Genomic DNA, 18,800 nt, shown 5'->3' with positions numbered 1-18,800 from the left:
GCGCCCCGCCGGTGCCACCCGGCGCGGCGGGAGGCCGGCCCGAAGCGCCGTCCGTGGCCGAGGGCGCGTTCCGTCCGTCTTCCGGGGCGGGGGCCGCCGGTGTCACTCGCTCTCCCGCATCGGGATGCGCACGTCGCGTTCCGTGGCGATCGCGTCCGCCGTCTCGTAACCCGCGTCGACATGGCGGATGACGCCCATGCCCGGGTCGTTCGTCAGGACGCGGCGGATCTTCTCGCCCGCCAGTTCCGTGCCGTCGGCGACCGTCACCTGGCCCGCGTGGATCGAGCGGCCCATGCCGACGCCGCCGCCGTGGTGGATGGAGACCCAGGTCGCGCCGGAGGCGACGTTCACCATGGCGTTCAGCAGCGGCCAGTCGGCGATCGCGTCGGAGCCGTCGAGCATCGCCTCGGTCTCGCGGTACGGGGACGCGACCGAGCCGGCGTCCAGGTGGTCGCGGCCGATGACGACCGGCGCGGCGAGTTCACCGCTCGCGACCATGTCGTTGAAGCGCTCGCCCGCCCTGTCGCGCTCGCCGTAGCCGAGCCAGCAGATACGCGCGGGCAGACCCTGGAAGTGGACGCGTTCGCCCGCCATCTTGATCCAGCGGTGCAGCGACGCGTTGTGCGCCGACTCGTCCTCGGGGAACAGCTCCAGGATCGCCTTGTCCGTCTTGTGGATGTCCGACGCCTCGCCGGACAGCGCCGCCCACCGGAACGGACCCCGGCCCTCGCAGAACAGCGGCCTGATGTACGCCGGCACGAAGCCGGGGAAGGCGAACGCCCGTTCGTAGCCCGCCAGTTGGGCCTCGCCCCGGATCGAGTTGCCGTAGTCGAAGACCTCCGCGCCCGCGTCCATGAAGCCGACCATCGCCTCCACGTGCCGCGCCATCGACTCGCGGGCGCGCAGCGTGAAGTCGGCCGGCTTCTCGGCGGCGTACGACGCCATGTCGTCGAAGTCGACGCCGATCGGCAGATAAGCCAGCGGGTCGTGCGCCGACGTCTGGTCGGTGACGATGTCGATCGGCGCGCCTTCGGCGAGCATCCGGGGCAGCAGCTCCGCCGCGTTGCCGAGCAGCCCGATCGACAGGGGCCGGCGCGCGTCACGGGCCTCGGTGGCGAGCTGGAGCGCGTGCTCCAGGGAGTCGGCGCGGACGTCCAGATAGCGGTGCTCGATCCGGCGGTCGATGGCGCGCGGGTCGCAGTCGACACAGATCACGACCCCATCGTTCATGGTCACGGCCAGCGGCTGCGCGCCGCCCATCCCGCCGAGTCCGGCGGTGAGGGTGATCGTCCCGGCGAGCGTGCCGCCGAACCTCTTCGCGGCGACGGCGGCGAACGTCTCGTACGTGCCCTGGAGGATGCCCTGGGTGCCGATGTAGATCCAGGAGCCGGCGGTCATCTGGCCGTACATGGTGAGCCCGAGCTGCTCCAGCCGGCGGAACTCCTCCCAGTTGGCCCAGTCGCCGACCAGGTTGGAGTTGGCGATCAGTACGCGCGGCGCCCACTCGTGGGTCCGCATGACGCCCACCGGCCGGCCGGACTGGACGAGCATCGTCTCGTCCTGCTTGAGCGTGCGCAGGGTGCGCGTCATCGCGTCGAACGAGCGCCAGTCGCGGGCCGCCTTGCCCGTGCCGCCGTAGACGACGAGCTGGTCGGGGTGTTCGGCGACCTCGGGGTCGAGGTTGTTCTGGAGCATGCGGAGGGCGGCTTCCTGCTGCCATCCCAGGGCGCTCAGTTCCGTACCGCGCGGTGACCGTACGGGTCGGGGTCCTGACATGGCGGGTGCCTCCTCCGTCACTGCTCCACTGTTGGTCAAACTATTCACATACTCTCCAGCTGAATAGTTGTAGTCAACAGTGGAGCGACCGGCGGCCGGATGATTGGCTGACACGCATGGTCGAGGACACCGGAACGGTCAACAAGACAGACACCGAGGCACGGGACAGCGCCGACCGGCGCGATCTCGCCGTACGCGCCGCCGTCGGACAGGGACTGCTCACCGAGGCGGACCCCGTCGTCGCCCTGCTCGACGTGGCGGGCATCCGCGCCTCCGCCGCCGCGCTGCACGCGGCGTTCGACGCCGTCACCACCCCGGACACCCGCGTACTGCACGCCTTCGCCGTGAAGGCCGCCCCCCTCGTACCCGTCCTGCGTCTGCTGCGCGACGCGGGCGTCGGCGCCGAGGTCGCGAGCCCCGGCGAGCTGGGCCTGGCGCGCGCCGCCGGGATCGCGCCGGACCGCACCGTCCTCGACTCCCCCGCCAAGACCCCCGCCGAACTGCGCGAGGCCCTGGCCCTCGGCATCGCCGTCAACGCCGACAACCCGCAGGAGCTGACCCGCCTCGACGCCCTCCTGCGCTCGGCGCCCACCCACTCCCCGATCGGCCTACGGGTCAACCCGCAGACCGGCGGCGGCTCCATCGGCGCCCTCTCCACGGCGACGGCGACGTCCAAGTTCGGCGTCGCGCTGCGCGACGAGGGCGCCCGCGCCTGGGTGGTGCGGGCCTTCCTGGACCGGCCCTGGCTGACCCGGCTGCACACCCACTCCGGCTCCCAGGGTGTGCCGCTCGCCCTGATGGCGGAGGGCGTACGGACGGTCCACGAACTGGCCGAGGAGATCAACGCGGCGGCCGGGCGGCAGCAGATCGACACCATCGACATCGGCGGCGGCCTGCCGGTCAACTTCTCCTCCGACGAGCAGACCCCGACCTACGCCGAGTACGCGCGGCTGCTGAAGAGCACCGTCCCGGGGCTGTTCGACGGCGGCTACGGGCTGGTCACCGAGTTCGGCCGTTCGCTGCTGGCCAAGCACGGCACGGTCCTGGCCCGGGTCGAGTACGCGAAGTCCGCCGGCGGCCGGCCCATCGCCGTGACCCACGCGGGCGTCCAGATCGCCACCCGTACCGTCTACAACCCCGAGTCGTGGCCGCTGCGCATCGCCGCGTACGACGCCGACGGCCGGCCCAAGCAGGGACCGGACGTCGCGCAGGACATCGCGGGCCCGGCCTGCTTCGCGGGCGACCTCCTGGCCACCGGACGGCCCCTGCCGCTACTGGCGCAGGGCGACGTCGTCGCGGCGCTGGACACCGGCGCGTACTACTTCGCCAACCACTACGCGTACAACAGCCTGGCCCGGCCGGGCGTCTACGGCTTCACCCGGTCGGGGGACTCGACACGCTTCGCCACCGTGCGCGCGCCGCAGACCGTCGCGGAGATCGTCGCCGAGTCGGGCGGCGGTGACCCGGACGCGCTCGTCCGGGACTGACGACCGGAACCGGACGCGACCGGCAGGAATCAGCGGCGTCGCACCGGGCAGAACACCTCCCACCATCGAACCGGGGGAGGCCATCTCATGCCCGCGTCCCACACACCGACAGCGACGGACACACCGGGACCGCCCGACGGCGCGCCCGAACTCAAACGCGCGCTCGGCCCCAAACTGCTGATCCTCTTCGTCATCGGCGACATCCTGGGCACCGGCATCTACGCCACCACGGGCCAGGTCGCGGGCCGGGTCGGCGGCGCGCTCTGGGTGCCGTTCGCGATCGGCTTCGTCGTCGCGATCCTGACGGCCGCCTCGTACGTCGAACTCGTCGGCAAGTACCCGAAGGCGGCCGGCGCGGCGCTCTACACCCAGAAGGCGTTCAAGGTCCCGTTCCTGACCTTCATCGTCGCCTTCATGGTGATGTGCTCGGGCCTGTCGTCGGCGAGCGCGGCGGCGCGCGCGTTCAGCGGCGACTACCTGGCGGAGTTCACGGACGCCGTGCCGCCGACCCTGGTCGCGATCCTGTTCATCGTCGCGCTCGCCACGCTGAATCTGCGCGGCGTCTCGGAGTCCGTGAAGACCAACGTGGTCCTGACCCTGGTCGAGTTGAGCGGTCTGGCGATCATCCTCGGCATCGGCGCGTACGCGGTCCTCACCGGCGACGGCGAGCCCTCGCGCCTCACCGACTTCGAGGCGAGCGGCACCGGCTTCTCCCTGATGACCGGTGTGCTGGGCGCGACGGCGCTCGCGTTCTTCGCCTTCGTCGGCTTCGAGGACTCGGTCAACATGGCGGAGGAGACCAAGGATCCGAGCCGGACCTTCCCGCGCGCGATCTTCATCGGCGTCGCGGTCACCGGCACCATCTACATCCTGGTCGCGCTCGTCTCGTCACTCCTGGTGGACTACAAGACCCTGGAGGGCTCCAGTGGCCCGCTGCTGGAGGTCGTGAAGGCCGGCGGTGTCGACTTCCCGCCGAAGCTCTTCGCCCTGATCGCGCTCTTCGCCGTCACCAACTCCGCGCTGATCAACATCATGATGGCCTCGCGGCTCTGCTACGGCATGGCCAACGAACGCATCCTGCCCAAGGCCATGGGCCGGGTGCTCCCCACCCGCCGTACACCGGTCGTGGGCATCGTCTTCGTGTCGCTGCTCGCCATCGGACTGGTGTCGACCGGCGAGATCCAGGGGCTCGGCGACACCACGGCGTTCCTGCTGCTGTGCGTGTTCTTCGTGGTCAACGTCGCCGTGCTCGTCCTGCGCCGCGACGCCGTCGGGCACCAGCACTTCCGCGCGCCGACGATCGTGCCCGTGCTGGGCGCGATCACCGCGCTGATCCTGGCCAGTCCGCTCGCCGACCGGGCCGCCGACGTGTACATCCGGGCCGGGGTGCTGGTGGCGATCGGGATCGCGCTGTGGGCCGTCAACAAGCTGGTGATGAAGGCGCGTTCGGAGGAGCACGCGAAGACCGGCGGTGACGTGTCGAAGTAGCACGCGGCACGGAGCGCCCGGGCGGAGCGCCGGACCTGGGCGAAGTGCCGGACCTCGGCGGAGCGTAGAAACCCCCGGCGGGGCGCAGAACCTCGCACGGGACGCCGGGACGCCGGGACGCCGGGACGGCACGGGACGGCACGGCACGGCACGGGGCGACCACGGGAGGGCCCCGGGCCGTTCCGTGCGCCGACCCTATCCCCGCTGGGCATGTTCCGATGGAAAATGCCCGAAACCCCTTCCCCCGTACGTACGTTGCGTAATCTCACCGTCACTGCCGCACGACGGTGCCTACGCACGACCGGCTGGGAGGGAAGTCCGCGTGCCCGGAATCGACGCATGTCTGCACGAGATCATGGCCCTGCCCGGCGCCCGTGGAGCGGCGATCGTCGACTGGACGAGCGGTCTCGCGCTCGGTACGGCGGGCGAGTCGCCGAACGGTGACCACGAGACGACCGCGACCGAGACCGCCGAACTGGCGCGGGCCGCCGCCGAGTACCCCGCCTTCGCGCCGGCCGCCGGGCAGCCGAAGGGCCCGCCCGTCGAGGACGTGATCGTCACCACCCGTACCGGCTACCACGTTCTGCGTTTCGTCGAGACGACCTTCGACAGCAGCGTCTTCCTCCATCTGTGGCTCGACCGCGACACCGGGAATCTCGCCCTCGCCCGGCTGCGGCTCCAACAGCTCGCCGAACGGCTGGTACTGGCATGAACGCCACCACAGCGATATCCGCGGCCTCGCCCGGCTCCCCCGTCTCGTCTGTCTCCCCCGTCTCGCCCATGCTCGTCCGGCTGGCGGACGAGCGTGCCACCGGCGCACTCCTGCGCGACCACGGCACGCTCTATCTCTCCGAAGGCCGTGTCGTGCACGCCGAGAGCCCCGTCGCGCCCGGTATCGACACCCTCCTGACCACCGGCGGCCGGCTGCCGCGCGACGGCTGGCAGCGCGCCGTCGACGAGGCCGGAGCGCGCCGCGAGGTCGGGCGCTTCCTCGTCGACAGCGGCCGAATAGGCGGCGGGGAACTGGAGATCTGCCATCTGGGCGCGCTGTACGACGCCGCGTTCTTCGCCCTGGCGCCGGGCAGCGGCCCCACCCGGTTCCGGTACGGCGTCGCGCACTGGATCGGCCCGGTGCGCCCCGTCTCGGCGGCAGCCGTGGAACGCGAGACGCTGCGGCGCCGGGAACTGCTCGACCAGGTCTGGCCGTACCCCGCCGTCGACACCGCGCCGGTGACGCCCCGCGCCCCGGCGCCCGGCCAGTCGGTCACCCGCCGCCAGCGCGCGCTGCTTGAGCTGGCCGACGGCGTACGGACCCCGGCGGCCATCGCCTGGGCGCTGGGCCGTCCCGCGTTCCACACCCTCCTTGAGGTACGTCGCCTGGCGGCGGCCGGACTGGTCGACACCCCTCCCGAACCACCGCCGGGCACCGGCACGGCCCGCCCGGTCCTCCCCGCCTGGATCGGGGAGATCGCGGCCGACCCCGACATCGCACTGCTCCGCCGGCTCCGTGACGCGTTGGAGGCAAGCCTGTGAGACGCGCCCTGCGGCTGCGCGGCGAGAGGAGACAGCTGATGACGGTGGAGGCCGAAGTCCTCGGGGAGCTACGGCGCCTGCGGGTGCGGGTCCCCCAGCTCACCGGCGCGCTGGCCGCGAGCACCGACGGTCTCGTCCTCGCCGACGAGCTGTCGGGAGGCGCCGCGGACGTCGAGCCGGAGGGCATCGCCGCCCTGACCGCCGCCGCGCTCGGAGTCTCCCTGCGGCTGACGGACAGCACCGGCCGGGGCGGTTTCCGCGAACTGCTGATCAGGGGCGAGCACGGCTACGTCGCCACGTACGCCGCCGGCGGCTCCGCCGTCCTCACCGTGCTCGCCGAGCCGCGCATCAATGTCGGCCGGCTCCATCTGGAGGCCCGCCGCTCCGGCGCCCGGATCGGCGAACTCGTGGACGCCGCCCTCGAACGACCGGAGAACGCCTGACCCATGACCTCAAGCAGAACACCGTCAGCCCCAACGACCCAGCGACGTAAAGGAAGTGCGACCTCCATGGCCAACACCGAAGCGGCCCTCAAAGAAGCCACCACCTCCATCGAGGGCGCCATCGGGGCCGCCCTCGTCGACTACGGCAGCGGCATGGCCCTCGGCACCCTGGGCGGCGGCAAGGACCTCGATCTGACGGTCGCCGCCGCCGGGAACACCGACGTGGTGCGGGCCAAGGTGCGCACGATGGAGATGCTGGGCCTCAAGGACGAGATCGAGGACATCCTGATCACCCTCGGCGGCCAGTACCACCTGATCCGGCTGCTCAAGGGCCGGGGCACCGGCGGACTGTTCCTCTATGTGGCGCTGGACAAGCAGCGGGCGAATCTGGCGATGGCCAGACACCAGCTCAAGAAGATCGAGAACGAACTGGAGGTGTGACCGCGGCCCGCTCCCCCTTGGCCCTCGTGGCCGCCGCGGTCTTCCTGGCGCGGGGGCGCCGCGCCCCACCGGGCGCGGCGTCCCCGGCTTCGAGCCCGGTCGTACGGAAGCCTTTGACCTTCTTGCCGACGGGGCTGCCGCGCCCGGCCCAGTCGGTACGTACCCACAGCAACTCCTCGCCCGCGCGCTCACCGCGGCCCAGCAGCACGGCCTTGAGCCACAGCCCGGCGCCGGCCCCGGCGAGCGCCGCGCCGCCCGCGATCGGTACGGCGAACGAGACGCCCACCGCCGCCACGAACGCGCCCACCAGCCACCACACATGGGCCCGCCGCCAGACCCGCAGCGTCACCGCGCGGTCCTGGAGGTAGTCGAACTTCCCCGCGCGTGAGGCGGCTTCGGCCCACCCGCCGTACCGCCGTCGCCGTACGAGCGCGACGGCCGCCGCGCACAGGACGAACAACGCCGCCCCGGCGTACAGCCCGACCCAGCGGCCGGTCAGTCCGGGGATCAGCACCCCGATCGCGGCGGCCAGGACGCCGAGCCACCACATCGGGGCCGCACCGGCCCTTACGATCACCGTCACCCGCGCCAGCGACTGCTGCCCTCCGCGCCCCACGGCCACCGCCTCCTCTTCCCCTGCACCGGATTCACCGAAGTTTTGGCGGGCAGATTAATGCGGTTTCCTGAGCTTTTCCTGAGAACGGCGAAGCCGGTGGCGGCCGGATCACGCCAGAGCCGCCAGAGCCCGCCGAGTCCCTACTCGGCGAACAGACCCCGGGCCGCGGCCCGCCCGTCGAACTCCTCCAGGCGTGCCTGCGCGTCCGGCAGGTTGTCGCACATCGCCTCCAGCAGCACCCGCCCCAGGAGCATCGGGGCGCACGCCGTGTCGAAGGCGAGGCCGGTGCCGACGGCCGCCGGGATCAGCAGATCGCTGTGGGCGGCGACGGGCGCGAAGGCCGAGTCGGCGACCGTGACCACGAACAGCCCGGCCTCGCGCGCGTGGTCGAGCGCCTCCACGACCTCCTTGGGATGGCGCGGCAGCGCGAAGCAGAGCAGCGCGCTCGCGCCCGCGCGCCGTGCCGCGTCGACCCGGTCGACGAGCATCGTGCCGCCCTCGTCGAGGAGCCGGATGTCGGGGTGGACCTTGGCGGCGAAGTAGGCGAAGCCCTTGGCCTGGGCGGACGCGGCTCGCAGTCCGAGGACGAGGAGCGGGGTGGAGGCGGCGAGTACGCGGCCCGCGCGCTCGACCGGGGCGGGGTCGGCGAGCAGATCGGCCAGCTGCCGCAGATTCTCCAACTCGGCGTGCACGGCCTGCTGGTACTCGTTGTACTCGGACGTGCCCGTGTCCTGGCCGGTGGGCGCGACCTCGCGCAGGTGCTTGCGCAGCGCGGGGTAGCCGTCGAAGCCGAGCGCGACGGCGAAGCGGGTCACCGACGGCTGGCTGACCCCGGCGAGTTCCGCCAGCTCCACGCTGGACAGGAACGGCGCGTCGACGGCCCGGCGCACCATGCTGTGCGCGATACGCCGCTGGGTGGGGGTGAGCCGGTGGCCCTCGAAGAGCTGCTGAAGCCGGGCGGCCGGGCTGTCGCTCACGCGATCCCTCTCGTCGTACCTGTCATGCCGGTCATGCCAGTCGTCTCGGTCCGGCCGGTCCTGCCGGTCCCGCCGGTCCGGTCCATGTCGTCGGCCGCGGAGGCGAGTTGGTCGAGCAGCCGCGCCGCCGCCGTCACATCGTCGGTCAGCGGCCGGTCGGCGACCTCCGGGGCGAGTACGGACTCGGCCAGGGCGAAGGCCCGGCCCACGGGCAGTCCCGCCTCGGGCCGGAGATCCCGCTGGCGCAACGCCCGTACGGCGGCGACGAGTTCGCAGCCGACGACCAGACGGTACGCCGCGCAGGCGCGCAGCGTCTGGCGCGCGGCCAGCGAGGCGAAGCTGGCCTGTTCCTCCACGCCACGGGACAGTACCGCGTGGCCGAGCGAGGCCGGCGCCGAGAAGGCGCGCAGGTCACCGAGGGCGGCCCCGGCCGCGTACTCCAGGATCATCACGCCGGAGCTGGCGGGCTCGGCGTCGGCGAGGAAGGGCCGCAGCCGGGTGAAGCCGGGTTCGTTCAGGGCGGAGAGACGGGAACTGGAAAGGCGTGCGGTCTGGACGACGGCGAGCCTGAAGTGGTCCAGCGCCAGGGCGAGTTGGGCGAGGTAGAAACCGCCGTGGTGGTACGCGGCGGGCGCCAGGTCGTCGTCCGAGCCCGGACAGATCAGCGGGTTCTCGGCGGCGGAGTTGATCTCGACGGCGAGCGCCCGCTCCAGCGCGTCGGCGGCGTCCCGCGCCGGTCCGTGGACCTGCGGCAGACAGCGGAAGCCGTACGGGTCCTGGATACGGCCGAGCGGCGGGGTGGGGCGTTCGGGGGCGCCGAGTATGTGCCGCATCCGGGTGGCCACGGCGTACGAGCCGGGGTGCGGGCGCGCGGCGTGGACCGGTTCGGCGTACGCCTCGTAGCTGCCGTCGACGGCGAGCAGCGAGAGCCCGGCGACGAGTTCGGTGGCGGCGATGAGCCGGCCCAACTCGTCCAGCGCGAGCGCGGCCTGACCGAGCGTCAGGGCGTTGCTGCTGATGAGGGCGAGGGCGTCGTTGTTGTCCAGGGGCTGCGCCTCGGGCGGCCGGCCGCCCTGCCAAGGGTGTTCGCCGACGAGGGCGAGGCCCAGCTGGGAGAGGGCGGCGATGTCGCCGGTGCCGACCGAGCCGAACTCGTTGACGACCGGGTGGGCGCCGGCGGTCAGGGCGTCGCAGAGCGCGGTGACGACGGTGGGGCGCAGTCCGGCGCCGCCGGCGAGGAGCTGGTTGGCCCGGACGGCGAGCATGGCGCGGACCTCGCGGGCGGGCAGCGGGTGGCCCACCGCGCCGGCGTGGCTGCGCAGCAGGCGCAGTCCGTGATCGGCGGCGGTGCCGGAGGGAACGGCCTCGGTACGGTTGGCGCCGACGCCGGTGGAGCGGCCGTATACGCGCCCGGAGGCGGCGAGTTCACGGGCGGTGTGCCAGGACCGCTCGACACGCCTCATGGCATCGGTGCCGGGCACGGGGCGGGCGGTCCCGTCGGCCAGCCGGACGATGTCGGCGACGGGGAGGCTCTGACCGTCGAGAACGACGAGGGCGGGGCGTACGGGGGCTGCGGGGTGCGCCGGGTCTGCGGAGGTCAAGGGGGCGGGGCTTACGGGGGCGGGGTGTACGGGGGCGGCTCGACCGTCCGGCACAGGGGGCACCGCCCTTCGGGGCATTCGGCGATCTATTCAGTCAACGAGCACTCTGCATGACTATATGCAGCCCCGGCAAGGAGCGCGCGGCCCCCGCATCGGGCGGGCCGACCGGCGGCCCTGAGGTACCCCGCAGGTAAAGAGGGGGGATAGCCCCACTGTTCCGGGGGCCTCCGGCTTCGTACCGTTGTGGCCATGGAAGCCCGCGACCCTGAGCTCAAGAAGGAGCTCGACGCCACCCTTCAGGCCCGCCGAGAGCTGGGGCCCGAGTACGAGTCCGCGCTCATCGAGTCGTTCCTGGAGAAACTCGATCAGCGCCTCGACAGCACGACCGACCGTCGTGTCCGGCGTCAGCTCGCCGAACAGCAGATGGTCGTCGCCCGCGGCACCCGGCCGCCCAGCACCGGGGATTCGTTCGGTGACCGCTACGGCTTCGCCATCATCTCGCTGGTGCTGGCCATCCCGCTCTCGGCGATAGCCGTGGTGCAGGCGGACTTCGCCGGGCTCTGTGTGGCCTGGCTCGGCATCGTCGGGGTGAACGCGGCGCACGCGGCCGGGGGTGTGCCCTGGGCTCGCCGCCCCAAGGGTGAGTCGAAGCAGTCGTCCGACTGGGAGGACTGACGCCCCCTCGGGTGAACGGCCGGCGCACGGGGGGCCGGCCGCTCCGACGACCGAAGGCCAGGCACCGGAAACGGGAATGTCGCGGGGACCGCCGCACCCCCGTTTCCGGAGGGCGGGACGACGGCGGTCCCCGCGAGGGACAGGGAGCCGGGTCAGTACCGGCACCGTGTCCAGGTGGCGTCCATGGGTCCGGGAGCCGCTCCGGAGATCATTGACGCCGACAACAACTACTGTGGCCGAGCCGTGTTAAGTGCGTGCTGCGCGTAGATGTCGCGCTGGTACCACTTTCACGAAGCCGGGGACCCTGCCCCGCTCGACCCCGCCACGGGGCCCCGACCCGGGCCTACTTGACGTCCTTCGCGTCCTTCGCGAGGAACGCCAGCAGGTCCTGCCGGCTGACCACACCCGTCGGCTTGCCCTCCACCAGCACGATCGCGGCGGTGGCGTTGTTGCCGCTGAGCGCCGCCATCAGGTCGGCCACCGGCTCGCCCGAGCCGACCTGCGGGAGCGGTCCCGACATGTGCTTCTCCAGCGGGTCGTTGAGCGAGGCGCGACGCCCGAAGAGGGCGTCGAGCAGTTCGCGCTCCACGACCGAGCCGATCACCTCGGCCGCCATGACGTCCGGGTGGCCGGCGCCGGGCTTCACGATCGGCATCTGCGAGACGCCGTACTCGCGCAGGACCTCGATCGCGTCCCCGACCGTCTCCTCGGGGTGCATGTGAACGAGCGAGGGAAGGGCGCCGCCCTCCTTGTACCGCAGCACGTCACCGACCCGGGGGGTGTCTCCGCCCTGCTCCAGGAAGCCGTAGTCGTTCATCCACTCGTCGTTGAAGATCTTGCTGAGGTAGCCCCGGCCGCTGTCGGGGAGCAGCACCACCACCACGTCGTCCGGGCCGAGCCGCTCGGCGACCCGCAGCGCCGCCACGACCGCCATGCCGCAGGAGCCGCCGACCAGCAGGCCCTCCTCCTTGGCGAGGCGTCGCGTCATCTGGAAGGAGTCCTTGTCGGACACGGCGACGATCTCGTCCGTGACGGTCCGGTCGTACGCGCTCGGCCAGAAGTCCTCGCCGACGCCCTCGACCAGATACGGGCGGCCGGAGCCGCCGGAGTAGACGGACCCCTCGGGGTCGGCGCCGACGACCTTGACGCGCCCGTCGCTGACCTCCTTCAGATAGCGGCCGGTGCCGGTGATCGTGCCGCCGGTGCCGATGCCGGTGACGAAGTGGGTGATGCGCCCGTCCGTCTGGTCCCACAGCTCGGGGCCGGTGGTCTCGTAGTGCGAGCGCGGGTTGTTCGGGTTGCTGTACTGGTCGGGCTTCCAGGCGCCCGGCGTCTCGTTCACCAGCCGGTCCGAGACGTTGTAGTACGAGTCCGGGTGGTCCGGGTCGACGGCCGTGGGGCAGACGACGACGTCGGCGCCGTACGCCCGCAGCACATTGATCTTGTCCGTGGAGACTTTGTCGGGGCACACGAAAATGCAGTGGTAGCCCTTCTGCTGGGCCACGATCGCCAGTCCGACGCCGGTGTTGCCGCTCGTGGGTTCGACGATCGTGCCGCCGGGCTTGAGCTCGCCGCTCTCCTCCGCCGCCTCGATCATGCGCAGGGCGATCCGGTCCTTCACCGAACCGCCGGGATTGAAGTATTCGACCTTGGCCAGGACGGTCGCCTGAATGCCCGAGGTCACATTGCCCAGCTTCAGCAGCGGGGTATTGCCAACCAGACTGATCATCGAGTCGTGGAATTGCACCGTAGTCTCCGGGGTCTCCGTGATGGTCCGGCCAGCGTATGCGTAGGCGTAAGCGATTGGGCCACGGCCGTTACGGGGCAATTACCTCTTGCTGGTCTTATGGGCAGTGTCTGAACAGCTACAGGGCGCGTACGGCTACAGGGAGGTGACCCGGACTGTGTCGAGAGCGAGGGTGGCACGGCGGATCGCGGCGGGCGCCGCCTTCGGCGGCGGGAGTGTCGGTCTGATCGGAGCGGCCGGGGTGGGACTCCTGCTGGCCGAGGTCCAGCTGGCGAAGCGGTCGGTCGGGGGTGGTACGGCGCCGATCCCGCCCAAGGGCAACGGCTGGTACGGGCTGGCGTACGGCCATACCGAGCCCCTGCGGATGGGCATCCTCGGCGACTCCACGGCGGCCGGCCAGGGCGTGCGGCGGGCGGGCCAGACACCGGGGGCGCTGCTCGCCTCGGGCCTCGCGGCGGTGGCGGAGCGCCCGGTGGACCTGCGGAACGTGGCGCAGCCGGGCGCGCAGTCCGACGATCTGGAACGCCAGGTGACGCTGCTGCTCGCGGACGCGTTCCGGACCCCGGACGTCTGCGTGATCATGATCGGCGCGAACGATGTCACGCACCGGATGTCGGCCACCGCCTCGGTGCGGTATCTCGCGGCGGCGGTACGGCGGCTGCGGACGGCGGGCGCGGAGGTCGTCGTCGGCACCTGCCCGGACCTGGGGACGATCGAGCCGGTCTACCAGCCGCTGCGCTGGCTGGCCCGCCGGGTGAGCAGACAGCTGGCGGCGGCCCAGACGATCGTGGCGGTCGAGCAGGGCAGCCGTACGGTCTCGCTCGGCGACCTGCTGGGGCCGGAGTTCGAGGCCAACCCCCGCGAGATGTTCGGCGCCGACAACTACCACCCGTCGGCGGAGGGGTACGCGACGGCCGCGATGGCCGTCCTGCCCACGCTCTGCGCGGTGCTCGGCCTGTGGCCCGAGACGGACCATCTGGACTCCGCCCGCGACGAGGACATGCTGACGGTGGCGAAGGCCGCGTCGGCGGCTGCGGCCGAGGCGGGCACCGAGGTCACTGGCGCGCGGGCGCCCTGGGCCCTGCTCAAGCACCGCCGCCGCCGTCGTCTCCCGGCCCCGGAACCCACCCAGACGGAGCCGGCCCCGCCGCCGCCCCCGAAGGAGGAGGCCAACCGCACCTGACCCGGCCGGGGCCGGCCGGCACCCCGCACCCCGCACCCCCGGCGGGAGCCCCACTGCGGTCCGCGTCACACGTCCGGCCCGGTGACCCGAGCCGTACGTGCGGGTAACTTCGCAGGACGGCACTCCCGCCGTACCGCACTCGCCCCTCTGGAGCCGTGATGCCCGAAGCCGTGATCGTCTCTGCCGCCCGCTCCCCCATCGGCCGGGCCTTCAAGGGCTCCCTCAAGGAGCTGCGGCCCGACGACCTGACCGCCACCATCATCGGGGCCGCGCTCGCGAAGATTCCCGAGCTGGACCCGCGCGACATCGACGACCTGATGCTCGGCTGCGGGCTCCCCGGCGGCGAGCAGGGCCACAATCTGGGGCGGATCGTCGCCGTGCAGATGGGGATGGACCATCTCCCCGGCTGCACGATCACCCGTTACTGTTCGTCGTCGCTCCAGACCTCGCGGATGGCGCTGCACGCCATCAAGGCCGGCGAGGGCGACGTCTTCATCTCGGCCGGTGTCGAGATGGTGTCCCGCTCCGTCAACGGCTCCAGCGACGGCATGCCCGGCACCCACAACCCGGTCTTCGCCGACGCGGAGGCCCGTACCGCCACCGTCGCGGCCTCCGAGGGCGCCGACTGGCACGACCCCCGCGAGGACGGCCTGCTGCCCGACGCGTACATCGCGATGGGCCAGACCGCCGAGAATCTGGCCCGGCTCAAGGGCATCACGCGGCGCGACATGGACGAGTTCGGCGTGCGGTCGCAGAATCTCGCCGAGGAAGCCATCAAGAACGGCTTCTGGGAGCGCGAGATCACCCCCGTCACCACCCCCGACGGCACCGTGGTCGCCAAGGACGACGGCCCCCGTGCCGGCGTCACCCTGGAGGGCACCCAGGGCCTCAAGCCCGTCTTCCGCCCGGACGGACTGGTCACGGCCGGCAACTGCTGCCCGCTCAACGACGGCGCCGCCGCCCTCGTGATCATGTCGGACACCAAGGCGCGTGAGCTGGGCCTGACCCCGCTGGCCCGGATCGTCTCCACCGGCGTCTCCGCGCTCTCGCCGGAGATCATGGGGTACGGCCCGGTCGAGGCCAGCAAGCAGGCCCTGCGCCGCGCGGGCCTGGGCATCGGCGACATCGACCTGGTGGAGATCAACGAGGCGTTCGCCGCCCAGGTCATCCCCTCCTACCGGGACCTCGGCGTCGACCTCGACAAGCTGAACGTGAACGGCGGCGCGATCGCCGTCGGCCACCCCTTCGGCATGACGGGCGCCCGTATCACCGGCACGCTCATCAACGGGCTCCAGTTCCACGACAAGCAGTTCGGCCTGGAGACCATGTGCGTCGGCGGCGGCCAGGGCATGGCCATGGTCGTCGAGCGCCTGAGCTGAGCCGGAGCACAGGGCGGCCGAGCGAGGAGGCGGAGGAGGCCGCACGGCCGAACCGCTTCGAGCCCCAGTCGTGACTCAATCTCCCCCAGGATGTGACCTCACTCCTGGGGGAGCCCCATTTACCCTGGTCACGGCAGTAATGGGGCCGGCCGTAAGGCCGAAAGACCTGTCCAATTCATGACGTAATGCACTGCCGACGTGTGCGCCCCCCGAGACAAGCTGATGTAGGAAGTCGGGGGACCATTGAAGACCGGGAGTAAGTCAGTGAGCGCCATGTCTATTGCCCTGCTGCTCACCACGGCCGCCGCCACGGCCGTGGGCGTCGCCGCTCTGCACGCCGCTCATGGGCTGCGGCGCGAGGTCACGGCCCTGCGCGGCGAACTGTCCCTGGCGAATCCGGGCGGCCACGCCGCCGTACCGCACGCACGTGTCCCCGGTGCCGCGCCGGCCCCTGCCACGTCCACCGAGGACATACGTCTCGCGGTGGCCGAGGCCCTGGCCGAGGAGCGCGAGCGGGAGCTGGCCGAGGCGCGTGCCTTCTGGGCCGCGCAGGAGGCCCGCGACGCCGGCGACGCGCCGTCGCTGCTGGGCGGCTTCGGCGGTCCCGGCACCGAGGACGGCCCGTTCTACGTGCCGCGCCAGGCCGACTTCGTGGGTCTGGAGGCGCTGGACCTCGACGCGCTCGACCGCGCCGACCGCGCCCGCCGTGCCACCCAGGACGAGTACGACGACCTCGCGGAGCTGGCGGAACTCGCCGAGCTGCGCGACCGGCCGGACACCGCCGATCCCGCCGAGTTCGACGAACTGGGCAGCCTCGCGGAGTACGACGACTTCGACGGGCTGCCCGAGCTGAGCGAGGTCAGTGAGGTCAGCGAGATCGGTGAGTTCGCCGAGGACTCCCCGGAGCTGGCCGCCGCCCGCCGCAGGCACCCCTCGCACCCCGACTTCGTCCCGGTCCGTACGCCGGTCGTCACCGACCACGAGCGCACGGTCGCGCGGCTCGAAGAGCTGGCCGACGCCCGTACGGCGCTCGCCGACGTCCGCCCCGGCCCGCTGGGCACGCTCGACGTGTACGTCTTCACGGACGGTACGACGCTCTGCATGACGCCCGGCCACCGCGAGACCGCGGAACGCCTCGCGGGCGCGCTGCGCGACGGTGGTACGCCGTTCCTGCTGGGCGGCTCGGGTGTCTCGGGGGCGTACGCCCTCACGTTCTCCTGCGGCGCGTCCGCCGGCGCGGCCGACAGCGGCACTGGCACCGGCGCCCCGGGGAACACGGGTACGACGGGTGAGAACGCCTCCGCCGAGGACCACATCTACATCCTCGCGGACCGGGTCATAGCTTCGCTCTAGCCACGGCCCGCTCCACCGCCCGCACGGCCTCGTCCAGCTCCGCCACGGACGGGGCCGTTCGCAGTGCCTCGGCCAAGTCACCCGCCGCGACGGTCAGTTGATCGGCGACGACGAAGACACCGACGTCCGGCATGATTCTCGGCGGCGTCGGCGGGGCGCCGTCCCGGGCTTCGAGGCGCTGGGCGGTCGCGGACAATTCCCTGGCCAGGGCCAGCCCTTCGGCCGCGGCCCCGCGCTGCAACCTGCTCTGCGGGGCTGCCCGCAGCCGGTCGGCGAATCGGTCCACGGCGGCGGTCAGGCGCGTCGTATCAAGCACGCCGCGACCCTACGCGCCCCGGGGAGCGTCCGGTGGATCAGGCCCCCGCACTGTTGCCAACCGGCGAACGCTCAGGCACGGTGACGTGAAGGACCAGTAAGCGTGAAGCAGCGTCCGGAGGCGCCGATGTCCCTTGTTTTCTCCGAAGAGACCCATCGCAACCTGCTGTCCCGTATTCCCCACTGCACCGGCCGCGAGATCTCCGACTGGCTCCGCACGGTCGACGACGGTCCCGCCCTCGTCCGGTTCGACGAGAAGGTCGCCTGGCTCCGCGGCGAGTACGACCTCGCGTACGGGCACGCCAAGGCCATCATCCACGAGTACGACCTGAGGCGGGCCGCCCGCCGGCTGGGCTGACCGGCGCGGGCCCCCAAACCCCACAGACCCCCGTACACGACGACAGAAGGGGTCCCCGGGCTGCTGCCCGGGGACCCCTTCGTCACGCCGCCGTCGCCGGCGCCGCTACCGTCGGCCGTTGCCGCTAGTCGTTACCGCTCAGGATCGAGAAGAGCCGCAGCATCTCCAGGTAGATCCAGACGAGCGTCATGGTGAGGCCGAAGGCCGCCATCCAGGACTCCTCGCGCGGCGCGCCGTACGTGACGCCGTCCTCGACCTGCTTGAAGTCGAGCGCCAGGAAGCAGGCGCCGAGGATGATGCCGATGACACCGAAGAGGATGCCGAGGCCGCCGCTGCGGAAGCCGAGGCCGTCACCGCCGCCGAAGACGCTGAACAGCAGGTTGGCGACCATGAGGAGCACGAAGCCCATCGCGGCGGCCATCACGAAGCCGTAGAAGCGGCGCGTGACGCGGATCCAGCGCATCTTGTAGGCGAACAGCACACCGGCGAAGACCGCCATCGTGCCCATCACCGCCTGGACGACCACACCCGGCGAGAGGTAGGTGCTGACCGCGCTGCTGATGACGCCCAGGAAGACGCCCTCGAACGCCGCGTACGCCAGGATCAGCGCCGGGACGGGCTTGCGCTTGAAGGACTGCACCAGGGCCAGCACGAGGGCCACCAGGGCCGCGCCGATGGCGATGCCGTACGACTTGCCGAGGTTGTCCTGGTCCACCGGGAGCAGGACCCAGGCGAGGACCGCGGTGAGCACGACCGTGCCGAGCGTGGACGCGGTGCGCGTCACGACGTCGTCGATCGTCATGACCCCGGAGCGGGCGGGCGCCTGCGGTCCGGCGCCGCCGTGCTGGGGGTCCGTCTGGGCGTAAGGGTTGGTGGCGTACGGGTTCGTCGCGTACGGGTTCTGCGTTCCGACGGCGGGGCCCCCGGCCTGCGGCGCCGCGTTGAAGCCCGCTTGGCCGTTGTCGCGACTGAAGCCCCGTCGCGAGAAGACCGGGTTGCTGCTCCTCATCTCACTCCTCCATGGCGGCCACCCTGCGCGGCCTTGGCACAAGAGTAATAGGGGAGCAAAGGGAACACCCTAGTGCCCTGGGAGGATCTTTCCTCGATCGTGACGCGTCGGGTTCCGGCCCTGGGTCGCCGGGCCGTCCGGGAGGGCCCTCCGAGGGCGCTCCCGCACCCCTCCCGGGGCCCTTCGGCCCCCTCGCTCCGGAGCCGGGGAAAATCGCGGATTGACGCGCACTCGACAAGATGATCAAGGCCCCTGAGCTGCGGGTTCGTCGACCCGTGTAGCTGACTCTGCGTCAAGAGCTTTACATTTCAATCGAGTTGGCCGATCGTAGCGATCCGCAGGCACGTTTCAGCAGCGCTGTGCCTCAGAGGCAAAATTTCGGGGGTGGAGCGATCTTCGCAGGTCAGCACACGTTCAGA

Annotated in this window: 18 protein-coding genes; 11 read left to right on the top strand and 7 right to left on the bottom strand. The window is 71.9% G+C overall.

Annotated elements, in window-relative coordinates; genetic code table 11:
• Nucleotides 1–102 precede the first annotated feature (102 nt).
• Complete coding sequence (gene hutU / locus ACFYNU_RS09400) at nucleotides 103–1,776, bottom strand: urocanate hydratase (protein WP_356584505.1); 1,674 nt, start codon at nucleotides 1,774–1,776, stop codon at nucleotides 103–105.
• A 116-nt stretch (nucleotides 1,777–1,892) separates the two neighbouring features.
• On the opposite strand from hutU, the gene ACFYNU_RS09395 reads away from it, so the two are divergent.
• The 6 genes from ACFYNU_RS09395 to ACFYNU_RS09370 all read left to right on the top strand — a co-directional run bounded on the left by ACFYNU_RS09395 (nucleotide 1,893) and on the right by ACFYNU_RS09370 (nucleotide 7,168).
• On the top strand, nucleotides 1,893–3,263 hold the full coding sequence (locus tag ACFYNU_RS09395) for a diaminopimelate decarboxylase (protein WP_356584504.1): 1,371 nt from the start codon (nucleotides 1,893–1,895) through the stop codon (nucleotides 3,261–3,263).
• An 87-nt stretch (nucleotides 3,264–3,350) separates the two neighbouring features.
• The gene (locus ACFYNU_RS09390) at nucleotides 3,351–4,751 is read left to right on the top strand and encodes an APC family permease (RefSeq protein ID WP_356584503.1); all 1,401 of its coding nucleotides are present in this window, start codon (nucleotides 3,351–3,353) and stop codon (nucleotides 4,749–4,751) included.
• A gap of 322 nt (nucleotides 4,752–5,073) precedes the next feature.
• Nucleotides 5,074–5,463, top strand: coding sequence for a hypothetical protein (locus tag ACFYNU_RS09385; protein ID WP_356584502.1), 390 nt, complete (start codon nucleotides 5,074–5,076; stop codon nucleotides 5,461–5,463).
• The gene (locus ACFYNU_RS09380; RefSeq protein WP_388765661.1) at nucleotides 5,460–6,284 is read left to right on the top strand and encodes a transcriptional regulator; all 825 of its coding nucleotides are present in this window, start codon (nucleotides 5,460–5,462) and stop codon (nucleotides 6,282–6,284) included. Before ACFYNU_RS09385 ends, ACFYNU_RS09380 begins: the two co-directional genes overlap by 4 nt.
• Entirely contained in the window at nucleotides 6,281–6,727 is a 447-nt protein-coding gene (locus tag ACFYNU_RS09375) for a roadblock/LC7 domain-containing protein (RefSeq protein ID WP_356584501.1), read from the top strand. The genes ACFYNU_RS09380 and ACFYNU_RS09375 overlap by 4 nt, the downstream gene beginning before the upstream one ends.
• 66 nt (nucleotides 6,728–6,793) lie before the next feature.
• Nucleotides 6,794–7,168 (top strand): hypothetical protein, encoded by a 375-nt coding sequence (locus tag ACFYNU_RS09370; RefSeq protein WP_356584500.1) that lies wholly within the window; start codon nucleotides 6,794–6,796, stop codon nucleotides 7,166–7,168.
• On the opposite strand, the gene ACFYNU_RS09365 is transcribed toward ACFYNU_RS09370, so the two are convergent.
• From ACFYNU_RS09365 to ACFYNU_RS09355, 3 genes are all read right to left on the bottom strand, one after another.
• The gene (locus ACFYNU_RS09365) at nucleotides 7,137–7,784 is read right to left on the bottom strand and encodes a hypothetical protein (protein WP_356584499.1); all 648 of its coding nucleotides are present in this window, start codon (nucleotides 7,782–7,784) and stop codon (nucleotides 7,137–7,139) included. The genes ACFYNU_RS09370 and ACFYNU_RS09365 overlap by 32 nt on opposite strands.
• A gap of 140 nt (nucleotides 7,785–7,924) precedes the next feature.
• Nucleotides 7,925–8,761 (bottom strand): MurR/RpiR family transcriptional regulator, encoded by an 837-nt coding sequence (locus ACFYNU_RS09360; protein WP_356584498.1) that lies wholly within the window; start codon nucleotides 8,759–8,761, stop codon nucleotides 7,925–7,927.
• On the bottom strand, nucleotides 8,758–10,440 hold the full coding sequence (locus ACFYNU_RS09355; RefSeq protein ID WP_388765656.1) for an aromatic amino acid ammonia-lyase: 1,683 nt from the start codon (nucleotides 10,438–10,440) through the stop codon (nucleotides 8,758–8,760). The genes ACFYNU_RS09360 and ACFYNU_RS09355 overlap by 4 nt, the downstream gene beginning before the upstream one ends.
• Before the next feature lie 171 nt (nucleotides 10,441–10,611).
• Here ACFYNU_RS09355 and ACFYNU_RS09350 point away from each other — a divergent pair, with 171 nt between their 5' ends.
• On the top strand, nucleotides 10,612–11,037 hold the full coding sequence (locus ACFYNU_RS09350; RefSeq protein WP_356584496.1) for a hypothetical protein: 426 nt from the start codon (nucleotides 10,612–10,614) through the stop codon (nucleotides 11,035–11,037).
• Nucleotides 11,038–11,380: 343 nt separating this feature from the next.
• Here ACFYNU_RS09350 and ACFYNU_RS09345 read toward each other — a convergent pair whose 3' ends face one another.
• On the bottom strand, nucleotides 11,381–12,784 hold the full coding sequence (locus ACFYNU_RS09345) for a cystathionine beta-synthase (protein WP_356584495.1): 1,404 nt from the start codon (nucleotides 12,782–12,784) through the stop codon (nucleotides 11,381–11,383).
• Between the two features lie 172 nt (nucleotides 12,785–12,956).
• Between ACFYNU_RS09345 and ACFYNU_RS09340 the strand changes: the two genes are divergently transcribed.
• The 3 genes from ACFYNU_RS09340 (at nucleotide 12,957) to ACFYNU_RS09330 (ending at nucleotide 16,699) form a co-directional block, all read left to right on the top strand.
• A complete protein-coding gene (locus tag ACFYNU_RS09340; RefSeq protein ID WP_356584581.1) occupies nucleotides 12,957–13,967 on the top strand; it encodes an SGNH/GDSL hydrolase family protein in 1,011 nt (336 codons plus the stop codon).
• A 158-nt stretch (nucleotides 13,968–14,125) separates the two neighbouring features.
• On the top strand, nucleotides 14,126–15,346 hold the full coding sequence (locus ACFYNU_RS09335; RefSeq protein WP_356584494.1) for an acetyl-CoA C-acetyltransferase: 1,221 nt from the start codon (nucleotides 14,126–14,128) through the stop codon (nucleotides 15,344–15,346).
• A gap of 273 nt (nucleotides 15,347–15,619) precedes the next feature.
• Nucleotides 15,620–16,699 carry a hypothetical protein gene (locus ACFYNU_RS09330; RefSeq protein ID WP_356584493.1) on the top strand — a complete coding sequence of 360 codons (1,080 nt, stop codon included), beginning with the start codon at nucleotides 15,620–15,622 and terminating at the stop codon, nucleotides 16,697–16,699.
• Here the strand turns inward: ACFYNU_RS09330 and ACFYNU_RS09325 are convergent.
• A complete protein-coding gene (locus ACFYNU_RS09325; protein ID WP_356584492.1) occupies nucleotides 16,683–17,015 on the bottom strand; it encodes a hypothetical protein in 333 nt (110 codons plus the stop codon). The two genes, ACFYNU_RS09330 and ACFYNU_RS09325, sit on opposite strands and share 17 nt — an antisense overlap.
• 126 nt (nucleotides 17,016–17,141) lie before the next feature.
• Here ACFYNU_RS09325 and ACFYNU_RS09320 point away from each other — a divergent pair, with 126 nt between their 5' ends.
• Entirely contained in the window at nucleotides 17,142–17,372 is a 231-nt protein-coding gene (locus ACFYNU_RS09320) for a DUF4287 domain-containing protein (protein WP_356584580.1), read from the top strand.
• Nucleotides 17,373–17,496: 124 nt separating this feature from the next.
• Here ACFYNU_RS09320 and ACFYNU_RS09315 read toward each other — a convergent pair whose 3' ends face one another.
• The gene (locus tag ACFYNU_RS09315) at nucleotides 17,497–18,381 is read right to left on the bottom strand and encodes a Bax inhibitor-1/YccA family protein (protein ID WP_356584491.1); all 885 of its coding nucleotides are present in this window, start codon (nucleotides 18,379–18,381) and stop codon (nucleotides 17,497–17,499) included.
• Between the last annotated feature and the right edge of the window lie 419 nt (nucleotides 18,382–18,800).

It is taken from the genome of Streptomyces sp. NPDC006643 (assembly GCF_042870175.1).
GTDB lineage: Bacteria > Actinomycetota > Actinomycetes > Streptomycetales > Streptomycetaceae > Streptomyces.
The sequence above is the reverse complement of the archived record's forward strand: the minus strand, read 5'-3'. Positions and strand labels throughout refer to the sequence as shown.